The organism is Paenibacillus sp. NPDC056579 (genome assembly GCF_042793215.1).
Classification (GTDB): domain Bacteria; phylum Bacillota; class Bacilli; order Paenibacillales; family NBRC-103111; genus Paenibacillus_S.
Map to the genome: position 1 here is coordinate 589,423 of NZ_JBHTVD010000004.1, position 12,179 is coordinate 601,601.

The 12,179-nt window shown below is 48.7% G+C and carries 10 protein-coding genes; all 10 read left to right on the plus strand.

Going from position 1 to position 12,179, the window contains the following annotated elements; translation table 11 throughout:
- Positions 1 to 27 precede the first annotated feature (27 nt).
- The 10 genes from ACFQ88_RS19435 to ACFQ88_RS19480 all read left to right on the plus strand — a co-directional run bounded on the left by ACFQ88_RS19435 (position 28) and on the right by ACFQ88_RS19480 (position 12,116).
- Entirely contained in the window at positions 28 to 390 is a 363-nt protein-coding gene (locus tag ACFQ88_RS19435; RefSeq protein ID WP_379455618.1) for a hypothetical protein, read from the plus strand.
- 148 nt (positions 391 to 538) lie between these two features.
- Positions 539 to 1,168 (plus strand): hypothetical protein, encoded by a 630-nt coding sequence (locus ACFQ88_RS19440; RefSeq protein WP_239625292.1) that lies wholly within the window; start codon positions 539 to 541, stop codon positions 1,166 to 1,168.
- 464 nt (positions 1,169 to 1,632) lie between these two features.
- Complete coding sequence (locus ACFQ88_RS19445; RefSeq protein WP_379455620.1) at positions 1,633 to 2,016, plus strand: hypothetical protein; 384 nt, start codon at positions 1,633 to 1,635, stop codon at positions 2,014 to 2,016.
- 220 nt (positions 2,017 to 2,236) lie between these two features.
- Positions 2,237 to 4,486, plus strand: a complete 2,250-nt coding sequence (locus ACFQ88_RS19450) for a helix-turn-helix domain-containing protein (protein ID WP_379455622.1) — start codon at positions 2,237 to 2,239, stop codon at positions 4,484 to 4,486.
- A gap of 263 nt (positions 4,487 to 4,749) precedes the next feature.
- Positions 4,750 to 5,712: an ABC transporter permease gene (locus tag ACFQ88_RS19455; protein WP_379455624.1), complete on the plus strand. Its 963-nt coding sequence runs from the start codon at positions 4,750 to 4,752 to the stop codon at positions 5,710 to 5,712.
- A 15-nt stretch (positions 5,713 to 5,727) separates the two neighbouring features.
- Positions 5,728 to 6,642 (plus strand): carbohydrate ABC transporter permease, encoded by a 915-nt coding sequence (locus tag ACFQ88_RS19460; protein ID WP_239625283.1) that lies wholly within the window; start codon positions 5,728 to 5,730, stop codon positions 6,640 to 6,642.
- 113 nt (positions 6,643 to 6,755) lie between these two features.
- Positions 6,756 to 8,396: a type 2 periplasmic-binding domain-containing protein gene (locus ACFQ88_RS19465; protein ID WP_379455627.1), complete on the plus strand. Its 1,641-nt coding sequence runs from the start codon at positions 6,756 to 6,758 to the stop codon at positions 8,394 to 8,396.
- Positions 8,397 to 8,489: 93 nt separating this feature from the next.
- Positions 8,490 to 10,883 (plus strand): glycoside hydrolase family 95 protein, encoded by a 2,394-nt coding sequence (locus tag ACFQ88_RS19470; RefSeq protein WP_379455629.1) that lies wholly within the window; start codon positions 8,490 to 8,492, stop codon positions 10,881 to 10,883.
- A gap of 156 nt (positions 10,884 to 11,039) precedes the next feature.
- Entirely contained in the window at positions 11,040 to 11,219 is a 180-nt protein-coding gene (locus ACFQ88_RS19475; protein ID WP_379455631.1) for a hypothetical protein, read from the plus strand.
- An 81-nt stretch (positions 11,220 to 11,300) separates the two neighbouring features.
- A complete protein-coding gene (locus ACFQ88_RS19480) occupies positions 11,301 to 12,116 on the plus strand; it encodes a tetratricopeptide repeat protein (RefSeq protein ID WP_379455633.1) in 816 nt (271 codons plus the stop codon).
- Positions 12,117 to 12,179: the final 63 nt, after the last annotated feature.

A 12,179-nucleotide genomic window follows, 5' to 3' on the forward strand; every position in this document is an offset into this window, starting at 1 on the left:
AGCAGGTTCATGAAAGGATGATGGTACATGAACGTACGGTATTTACGTATCCAGGTTCGTTATGCTGGAAAAACAGGAAAGCCAGTAGGCATTTTTGGAGCATGCTGGCATCTTCTCAGAAATAATCGTTTAAGTGAAGAGGAGTCAACTAATTTTTTGGCTGTAAATGAGTGGTTTAAAGAACAATTACCTGAACCTCCGTTTTACCAGGACGGTAATCCAAATAGGGCAATTACATGGTTCAAGGTAGGTTCATCTCAAGAAATGGTGACAGAACTTCAGCCGCTAATGGATTTATTGGATAAATATCATGTCCAGTATGACATCGTTTTTTCTAATTACCCTGGAACGATTATTTATGAGGATGAGTATCAAGTTGGTGTTTTCTAAAAGACGAGTATTCTTATTGAGGAGGGTGATAACAAATGCGATCAACCACTACAATTACTAAAAAATGGTTTAATTCTGTTACGCGTTTTATTCAGCGTTTACGACAAATGACTATCGATTTAGGGTGAACATCTCAAGGGGGACAACGATGAATTGTTTGGTTCATCAAGAAGCGGAAGTAGAATTTACATGTCCAGGATGTCAGGGGCAATACTGTAATCACTGCCGGGACGAATACCTTACTGAATATTGTGATGCTTGCGCCATAAGCATAGCAAAAAAATACCTCGAGACAAGTAAGTTTGAAAGCCAAAGAAAGCGGAATATACGGCGGGGGATCGGATGGTATCAAATTGTTGGTGGTCTGCTAGGTATGTTAATGAGTTTATTCTTTGGTATTCAAATCATTTCTAACAAGAACTGGCTTGTCGTAGTATCAATATTTGGTGGTTTTTTCATATTAAGTGTAATCTTAGTTCTTGCTGGGGTGTTGATTCTGAAAGATAGGAAGTACGGTAAGCGTGTTACTGTATTTATTCAAATACTACAAATTCCTCAGTTCACCATCCTAGGAGTTACCTACAAATTTTTATCAGGACTTGCACTTATGCTTACCCTTAAAATTTTGCCTAACGTTACGATTGGCATAAACTTTCATTTTTTAAATTCATTTAATTTCGCTGTATCAAGTAATCACACAGAAATGTACATAAGTATCAATGTCATACCTATTCTGTTGATAAGCTACCTGATTAGAAAAGGTACTGAATATAAATAAGGTAAGGAGAGCGAGACCCGTATTCTGGGGATACAGTCTAACACCATTCCCAACAATGGAATGGTGTTTTTGTTTATCACTAGGTTTAAAATTTCTATGAACCTCGTGTGTTCTTTTATTATGGTAGGGACCAGCCCCAATAAAAAAAACGTAATTTCTTTCAAATAATCCAAATATTGACTATTTCTTGAAGGACATGGTACTCTAATCTTACCCTCAACATTATTACCCTCAGAATTAAACCCGCCTTCCAGCCGTTCATCCTTGCCGCTACCAATAGATTTTTAAGTCGGTCGTCCTAGTAAAGGAGGTGACGCCTTTTCGATAACGACAGCGTTTTTTTGTTTTGAAAGCGCATTATTATGAATTAAGACTTAGGGGAGGAGCAATTATTAAAATCGAGATCGACGAATACGGAATGATGGAGTATTTTTTCATTTATGAAATCATAGGAGGATTATTCGATGAAAATCAAGGTTAAAACCATGTTAGCCGTTCTCACCCTCGCTTTCACTGTAATGGCTGGCAGCGCACAAGCCGCAAGTCCAATCATGGACTACTCATCTTATATCAGCAGCGATAATAATTATATTGATGCCCGGGCGTATACCGCTTTTAACGGTTGCGGAAGCGAGTGGTGCAGTTTGACCGAGGTAGGTGTGGAAATGACCATCTATGAGAACGGTGTCAACATATGGAGCAGCTACGATTATTATAACAGCGGTACGACTATTGTAGGAACTGGAGATATTCCTGTCGACAGCTCGAAGTCTTATACTTCGAAGGCTTACCATTGGGCGTATGGAGATTACTTCTCTTGGAACGATACAACCTACGATTCATTGTAAGGAGCGGAGGACTGCCTGTAACTAAAACGGGCGGTCCCTTTTTGCTATTAATCGGTTAAGTTAAATTCAATGGTTCGGTTCAACCGTATAGCTGAGTGGGATTTACTTTGGTAAGGTTCCATCATGCCGCTTAAGGGCCTATGATGGCGGTTGACCCGATAGAATGGCCATGTTAGTATTTTGATAGCGCTAACATTGTGCTGGTGAAGGGGAGAGGTTCATGAAGGAGAAGTTCCGATTGAATATTTTCAAAAAGTTTCTGATCTCCTACCTGCTCTTTCTTGTTATTTTTCTCCTAAGCGGAATGATCAGCTATCGTGTTGCAGATCAGGCGATTACGGACAGCTCTAGAAAAACAAGCCTGATGATGCTGAATCAGAGCAAGGATTTTGTTGATAACCTTTTGAAAGGGATTCAAAATTTATCCAAGGAAATCTCCACTAACGATGACCTGAATACGTACGTTAACGGCGGGCAGGCAGCCGGAGTATATAACGCCTTTAAGGCATGGAAGAGCCTGACGCCCTACCATTTCTCCAATGAGATGATATTGGGCTTTTATCTTTATACTAAAACGAATGATGCCATATTGACCCCTCAGGGATCGTATGTTCGCATAGAGGATTTTTACGGCTTATACCACTACGCCGATATGGATGTCGAGCAGTGGAAGCAATCCGTATTACATACGATGCATCAGGATGAGATACTTCCGTCCAAACGATTTGTCAACAAGGTTCAAGAGCTGAATGTGATTACGTACATGAACTCCATCACCTTGGGCCATGAGATTGCAACGCTCGTGGTATTGATCGATGAGCGTGAGGTGCAAAAGCTGCTGAGCCGCAGCACGCTGGAATACGGAGGCTGGATAGGGCTCGCTGACGGACGAGGGCAGCTCATTGCTTCATACGGCGAACTTCCCGACGGTGACTGGCGTGAAGCTGGAATTAAGCCGGACGGAAGCACCATAGTTATACAAACGAACTCGGATTATAACGGCTGGACTTATATCGCCGGTCTATCCAAAGACAAGGTGCTCAGCAAGGCGCTCTATATCCGTGATGTAACACTGTACCTGCTGCTGATTACGACTGTAGTAGGATTGGCCATCGCTCTGATCTTTGCTTACCGCAACAGTGCGCCGCTGAATGAGCTTGCCTCATTGTTGAAGGAGTCCATTGGTGACGGGAGCTATAAAGGGAAGGACGGCTTTGATTTTCTTCAGGGAAATGTAACGCAGCTCATTCGTAATTATCGGACGCTGGAGGAGGATATGTCGAAGCAGGCTCCGGTCTTGCGAGAAGCTTACATAGGCCGCCTGCTGTCGGGCCGACTTACCGATAGGGAGAAGGAGTATGCGAATGAGCAATTAGATATCCGCTTCCAAGGTCACAGCGGCTATGTCGGGATTCTTCAGCTGCATGGCATGAAGCAAATGGAACAACACGAGTCCATTGAGCAATTAAATGTCTCCCGCCTTATTGTTCATAAGCTGCTGAAGGAGCTATTTGCACAGTCGATGATCGTTGGGGATGATCAGCTGGATCAGCTTTCATTTATTTGGACGTGCCCGCCGCCGTTGGAGCAAGAAGCAGTACAACAGTGGAATGAGAATTTGCAGCAGCTGGCAGGTATTTTGTCCGGGCAATATGGGATACAGGTGTCCATATCCATCGGAGGCGTTTTCCATACCCTGACAGACTTGTACCGCTCCTATTACGAGGCTAAACAGGCGATGGAGAACGCTCCTTACTCGCTGTTTAACATCATATGGTATGATCAGCTGCCGACCGAAATGGGGATCTTGTATTATCCGATCGATCTGGAAATGCGGTTGATCAGTTCCGTGAAGCATGGGGACTGGCCTGAGGTGGGGACGATTCTGGAGCGGATTTTCGAGGAGAATCTGGTGGCACGGCAGGTCACGGGAGAGATGTTCAAGCAGCTGATCTTTGAGCTGAAGGGCACTGCGCATAAACTGGTTTCGCAGCTGCGTGGTGGCGATAATATGCAGCGACTGCAGGATCTGGTGAATCAAATCAGCGCGAAGGAAGCTCCATCTCTTGTTCGCTCCATCGTTGAGAATGTGTTCCAGGCTTTGTGCGAAAGTGCAGCTCCTACCGGTCAGCATAAGGACCAGGCGATAACGGAGCGTCTGGTTGCTTACCTGCAAGCGAACTATGCATCTTCGCAGCTCAGTCTTACGCTTGCAGCCGACCAAGTGCAGCTTCCCGAGAAATACGTGTCACAAGTATTTAAACAACATACGGGAGAGAACTTCTCCGTTTATCTGGAGAAGCTGCGCATGCAGCGCGCAACGGAGCTTCTGTCGGCAGGCGAATATACGATTGAGGAAATTGCGGAGCGCGTCGGCTACAACAGTGCGCATGCCTTCCGCCGCGTCTTCAAGCGAGTAACGGGCGCTTCGCCCAGTGTGTTCCGAAGCCTGGTTGTCGAGGAAAGTTAACAAACCTCATCATGATAGAAATGATATGAAGATCGCAGCCCAACTTGCCTGCAAGGAAGATGGGTCGTGATCTTTTTTTTACTTCAATGAACCGCTTGATTACAAGCTATTTTGTATTGTGTAGCGGCAAGTGTACGGTCCGGAGCAAGTGTACCCTGGACGTTGTAACTCAAGTGTACCCACCAGAAGAAGTGCTTCTAGCCGGACGAGACCGCATGCACTACGATCACCTTAGCACATCAATCCAAAAAGGTGGGAGAAAAATGAATGCGCTTCCTGTATCAAAGGATGCCTCGGCAGCCCGTACACATGTCCGTAGAGAAAAAACGGCATGGCAGAAAATCAAAAGGCATTGGCAATTTTATTTGCTGATCCTGCTGCCACTAGCCAATTTGCTCATCTTTAAGTACATCCCTATGCTGGGGGTGGTAATGGCCTTTAAGGATTACAACGTCATTAAGGGGATATGGGGAAGCTCGTGGGCGGGTTTCAAATATTTCGACTTGTTTTTCCACAATCCGTACTTTGGCATCCTGCTCAAAAACACGCTCGGGATTAGCCTGTACCATCTGCTCGTCGGGTTCCCAGGTCCCATCATTTTGGCGCTGGCACTTAACGAGATTCGAAATGGCGTATTCAAGCGTACGGTTCAACTGGTTTCGTATGCGCCGTACTTCATTTCCACCGTTATTATGGTTTCCATTATTATGATCGCGCTTTCGCCGACAACGGGTATTTTGAAATCGGTTATGCAGGCGCTAGGGATGGAGATGCCCAATGTTTTGGGAGACCCCGCCTATTTTAAATCCATCTATGTGTGGTCTGATTTATGGCAAAACGTTGGTTACGGAGCAGTCATTTACTTAGCGGCGCTTTCGGGTATCGATCCCCATTTGTATGAGGCGGCTAAGGTGGACGGTGCCTCGCGATTCCAGAAAATGCTGAACGTTGATCTACCCGGTATTCTGCCAACCGCAACAATTTTACTGATATTAAATGTGGGCAACATCATGCAGATCGGCTTCGAGAAAATTTACCTGCTGCAAAATCCGCTCAACGCCAATGCTTCCGAGGTCATCTCCACCTATGTGTATAAAATGGGGCTGCTCGACTCTAACTTCAGCTTTGGTGCGGCGGTAGGACTGTTCAATTCGTTCGTCAATTTGATTCTGCTCTTGATTGTCAACTTCATAGCCAAACGCATCTCAAGCAACAGCTTGTGGTAGAGAGGAGGGAGAACATTGGATCGCATCATAAGAAGAAAAACAACCGGCTTCATTAGGGATTCGTTCGGGGACAAGATATTTCTCATCGGCATCTATTTATTTTTAATCATCGTGCTTCTGACGATTCTGGTTCCGCTTCTGCATATTGTAAGCGCTTCGTTTAGTAACCCGATGGATGTGACTTCCGGCAAGGTGTGGATTTGGCCAGTCAATCCGACTCTGCTTGGCTACAAAGCGGTCTTCGACAATAACCAAATTTGGTGGGGGTATTGGAACTCCATTGTATATACGGTGCTCGGAACCGTAATCAGCGTCGTACTAACCGTCATGATTGCTTATCCGTTATCCAGAAAAACCTTTTACGGACGCAACGTGCTGATGATTCTTATTGCCTTTACGATGCTGTTTTCCGGGGGGCTGATCCCACTGTATTTGGTGGTCAAATCACTGAATATGGTAGATACCCGATGGGCGCTTCTGCTCCCGCAGGCCTTGGCGGTGTGGCAAATTATTATTGCGAGAACCTTCTTCCAAACGACCATTCCCGATGAGCTGGCCGAGGCGGCGGAGCTGGACGGCTGCAGTGACATGGGCTTCTTGATCAAGATCGTCCTGCCCTTGTCCAAGCCGATTATTGCGGTCATGGTACTCATGTACGCTGTCGGACAATGGAACGCCTACTTCGATGCACTGATTTATTTGAAGTCTCAATCGCTTTTTCCGCTTCAATTGGTGCTGCGAAATATATTGATACTCAACACGGAGACCGGCAACAATTCCAACCTGCAGGAGATGCTCGCCCGTCAAGGGATGAAGGATCTGATGAAATATTCCTTGATTGTAGTTGCCAGCTTGCCGGTGCTGATCATTTACCCGTTTGTGCAAAAGCATTTTGTCAAGGGCATGATGATCGGCTCGATCAAAGGCTGAACGCTGAAATCAAATTTTATTAAGGAGGTGATGGCCATTCAATGGTAATCTATGAGTAGATAGACTGTTCCTGAGATAACAATTCATTGAAAGTAAAGGGAGGTTAACGAACAATGAATAAAAAACTGTACGCCGGTCTGTCTGTATGCCTAGCTTCTTCAATAGTCGTTAGCGCTTGCTCCGATTCCCAGCAGAATTCCGCTTCACCGGACGCAAACAAGGAGGCGGCTTCTGGCGGGCCGGTCACGGTCACCATCTTCGCTCCTCAGGACCCGAATACCGACTACATGACCAATACATTTACAAAGCTTGTGGAAGAGAAGCTAAATATGAAAATCCAATGGACTGTCACGCCTTATGACGCCGCCAAGGAAAAGCGCAAGCTGGCCATCTCGAGCGGCGATTATCCGGATGCTTTTATGAGCCAAAGCTGGGTTGATTCGTTCTCACCTTCTGAGCTCATGAAGTTTGGTCAACAAGGTGTGCTTGTCCCGCTGAATAAACTAATCGACGAGCATGCGCCGGTGCTAAAGAAAAATATGGAGGCAATTCCCTACCTGAAATCAGCCGTAACCGCACCGGACGGCAATATCTACGGCCTACCTCCGGTAAATGAGTGCTATCATTGTTCCTTTCCGTCAAAAATGTGGATCAATACGGGATGGCTGCAGAAGCTGGGGCTTGCGATGCCGAAAACTACGGATGAGTTCAAAAAGGTTCTGCAGGCGTTCAAAACGCAAGATCCTAACGGCAACGGTAAGCAAGACGAGATACCGTTAAGCGGCGCCAATGAAACGTACGGCACGCATGTTACCGCCTTTTTGATGAATGCCTTTGTCTATAACGATGATTCCACCTATTTGGATGTGCAGAATGGGAAGTTAAACGTCGCAGCGATGCAGCCCCAGTGGAAGGAAGGTCTGAAGTATATGGCCTCGCTCTATAAGGAGGGACTGATCGACCCAGGAGCATTCACGCAAAATGCGGACGCCTTCAAGCAGCTTGGCAATCGTACCGATATGACACTGCTCGGAGCGGGAGCCGGAATGCATCCGGCCATCTTCATTGACATTGCCGGCAATCCGCAGCAGCAAAATTATGATCCGGTTCCTCCATTGACCGGCCCCCAAGGTGTAAAGTTTGCAACGACAACACCGTTCATTGATGGATTTACGTTTGTGATTACGAATAAGGCCAGTAAAGAAAAGCAAGCTGCACTTATTAAGCTTGCCGATTACTTGGCTTCCGAGGAAGGCACGACGCTCGCCACGATGGGAGAAAAAGGTGTTAACTGGGATGTAGCTAGCGCTAATGACAAGGATTTGGACGGGCAACCGGCGAAGTATGTACCTTTACAGCGTCCGAAAGGAGAGAAGCCGCTCAACAATAAATGGGGCGAGATCGGCTCGTTCTTGAAGACCAAGGATTACCGTTCTTCCTGGGCGGCTCCTATGGACATTAAGGATGCGGCCGGCTATGAAAGAAGGCTGCACGAGGCGACAAAGCTTTACGATGGCAGCCAGCCGAAGGAAGTGTTACCGAAGATCATTTATTTAGACGAGGCGGCCAATACGGAAGCATCGCTGATGAAGACGAATATTAAAAAGTATGTAGAAGAAAACATGCTGCAATTCATTACGGGAGCGAAGGATATCGACAGCAGCTGGGAGGCATACTTGGCTGGCTTCAAAAACTTGAACGTCGAACGGTTCTTACAAATTTATCAACAAGCCTATGACAAGATGAAGAAATAACGCCGGTATGATGCGGAAAAGGAAGCTTGATGGGATGGTTGCTTCCTTTTCCTATTAAAGCTATCGATAGTAACTCAAGAGAGGGAGAATATCATGAAGCTGCAATATACAAAGCCGGCCAAGGAATGGACGGAGGCGCTGCCGATTGGTAACGGGCGGCTCGGTGCGATGATCTTCGGAGCCGTCGAGCAGGAGCGAATTGAGCTTAACGAGGATACGCTGTGGTCCGGCGGGCCGAAGGATTGGAACAACCCCGAGGCTCTAGCCTCACTGCCGGAGGTTCGCAGGCTGTTGGATGAAGGCCGATATAGAGAGGCTGATCTGGCATGCAAGAACATGATGGGTCCATATACGCAATCGTATCTTCCCTTCGGCACGTTGAGGCTGTCCTTTGAACATGGCAGCGTAGCCGCCGCTTATGAACGGGAGCTGTGTCTAGAGGAGGCTCTGGCACGGGTGCAATTTGTCGTAGGTGCTGTTCGATATACGAGAGAGATGATCTCCAGCTTTCCCGACCAAGTCATGGCGATACGTCTTACCTGCAGCGAGCCGGGAATGCTGAGCTTCACGGCAAAGCTGGACAGCAAGCTGAGAGTGCGGACGTTCGTAGATGGGGATAAGTGGGTCATGAGAGGAACCGCTCCAGAGCATGTCGACCCGAGCTACTACAGAGAAAATCTGAGGCCGATCCGCTACGGGGAGACCGAAGAGGGTGGCGCGATGACGTTTGAGGGCAGGCTGGCTGCGACTGTGGAAGGCGGCTGGCTTCAGCTGGACCACGATGGTCTGCATGTCCGAGGGGCTACGTGTGCGACGCTGTACTTCAGTGCCGCAACAAGCTTTAATGGCTTTGATTGTGAGCCGGGTAAGCAAGGCAGGTTGGCCGGAGAACGCGCGGAAGCATCCCTGGCTGCCGCTATGCAGTTCACGTATCAAGAGCTGCGGGAACGGCATGTGAAGGACTATCGGAGTCTCTACGAGCGGGTGTCGATCCGCTTAGGGAATCGGGTTAGCCCTGAGGACATGCCGACGGATGCACGAATTATGACCTATGGAGCGAACGATCCGGACTTGGCAGCGCTGCTGTTCCAATACGGCAGATACTTGATGATTGCTAGCTCCAGACCAGGGACCCAGCCGGCGAATCTGCAGGGAATATGGAATCAGGACACGCGTCCGCCTTGGAGCAGCAACTTTACGCTGAATATTAATACCGAGATGAACTATTGGCCGGCGGAAACGTGCAACTTAGCCGAATGCCATGAACCGCTGATCAATTTTATCGGCCGTCTGGCCGTAACGGGCAGACGAACGGCTCAGGTCAATTACGGAGCAGCGGGGTGGACGGCACATCATAACTCCGATATTTGGGCGCAAAGCGCTCCGGTCGGTGCCTACGGTCACGGCGATCCCGTCTGGGCGCTTTGGCCGATGGCGGGTGCCTGGCTCTGCCAGCACTTGTGGGAGCACTACGCCTTCGGGCAGGATGAGGGGTATTTGCGAGACGCGGCCTATCCGATCATGAAGGAGGCGGCGAAGTTTTGCCTCGATTGGCTTATTGAGAACGAGGATAGCTATCTGGTCACGAAGCCATCCACCTCGCCGGAGCATAAATTCAGGACGGAAGATGGCCTTGCCGGCGTATGCACCGCAGCTACCATGGATCTGGCCCTAATCTGGGATCTGTTTACCAACTGCTGCGAGGCGGCGGAGCTACTGGAGCAGGATGCCGAGTTCAAGAGGGAGCTTTCGGACGCACGCAACCGCTTGCTCCCGCTTCGCATCGGACGCTACGGCCAGCTGCAGGAATGGTCGGAGGATTTTGAGGATCAGGACGTGCACCATAGGCATGTGTCGCATTTATTCGGCGTATTTCCCGGGAGGCAGCTCCATGGGACAGATACACCGGAGCTATTTGATGCAGCACGGACCTCCTTGGAACGGAGGGGCGATGGCGGTACGGGCTGGAGCCTGGGCTGGAAGATTTGCCTATGGGCCCGCTTCCATGACGGCAATAGGGCGCTTGGACTTATTTCCAATTTGCTGCGCTTGGTGAAGGAGGACGAGATAGAATTCACTGGAGCGGGTGTGTATGCGAATTTATTCGACGCTCATCCTCCTTTCCAAATTGACGGTAACTTTGCTGCTGCCGCCGGGATTGCGGAGATGCTGCTGCAGTCAGAGCGGAACGTGCTGCATCTGCTGCCGGCGCTGCCGGATGCCTGGAGCTGCGGTTCGATCAGCGGACTGCGCGCCAGAGGCGGATACACAGTCAGCATGGAATGGGAGGCGGGGATGCTGGCTTCTGCGACTATTAGTTCCGTTCAGGGAGGTACTTGTCGAGTGCTTGCACAGACTTCATTGCGGGTGGAGGATGCGTCTGGCGCTGCGGTTGCATGCAATGAACGGGAAGGGGTGCTGACTTTCTTAATGCAGCCCGGACAAACCTATCGCTTGGTTCCAAGACAGGAGATCTCTTCAAGTTGAATGTAGGGGAATCCGCCGGATCCGGCAGTCCATGAAGTCCATGAAGTCGACAAAAGGATTGCATGATGACATTTTCTTAATCATGATGCGTATCGTAGATAAGCTTGGTTGGAATGCAGCATTCTGACCAAGCTCTTTCTGTTCAGCAGGGCCGATATGAATCAAAATCGCGGAGCTTATGCAAAAGAGGGCGCCAAGGTTTCAGCAGGGGGCGGAACTGAGATGGGCGTCATATTCGACGTAGAGAAAAACAGAAGATATCCGCATTCTTCATATAAAAACGGAACCGTTATCACAGCAGACGGCGGTTTGGACGGCATATTAACGATTCGGTAATTACAAGTTTTAAGACTCCATTTGGCTAAATCTCCGCTTCCGGCTATTATAGTACTAGTGTGGAAAAAGGGGGATGGTTCAATGAAGCCGCTTATCAAACTGGCGCTTACCGGCGCCGCACTTGTACTAATTGTGTTTATTGCATTTCGGCTGCATCCGCTGCTCGGATGGGGGCTTGTTATCATTCTGATAGGGGTGATGGTGTATGCTTCCAGATCGAACTACTATGCCATTCGCGGGAGCACGGCATTCGCAGCCGACCAGTTCGAGCAGGCGCTTGCCTGGTACCGGAAAGCCTATGCCAGCAAGCCGTGTCCGGAGAAGCATCAGGTCGGCTATGCCTATATGCTGATGAGGACTGGCGACCCGGAACAAGCGGTGGCTGTGCTGCAAAAGCTGCTTAGTCGCACCGCGAATCACGAGATAAGGATGCAGGCTCGCTGCAACCTGGCTACCGCATATTGGCTGCAGGGGAAGCGGGACGATGGCATCAAAGAGCTGGAAGGCGTATTCGAGCAATACAAAAACACGTTGGTCTACGGCAATCTGGGCTATTTCAAGCTGATGCACGGCGACCTGAACGAATCGCTGGAGTTCAATCTAGCTGCGTACGCGTTCAACAACGATGACAAGACGATTCTGGACAACTGCGCATTGAACTATTACATGCTTGGACAAATGTCGGAGGCGGAAGCGATGTTCGAGCAACTGATATCCAAATCGCCGAAACGCGCCGAGCCTTACTATTACTATGCGCTGACCCTTAACAAGCTCGGGAAGAAGGAGGAAGCCGCCGAACAGATTAAGCTGGCGCTTAGCAAAGATTTATCCTTCCTGACAACCGTGACACGACTCGAAATTGAAGAGGCGGCCAAAGAGATGGACGCAGAACAATAGGCGTTCTTGGCATTGCGCAACGGTACATCCATGAAAAAAGCTCCACCTTAAAGAATGCCCCGT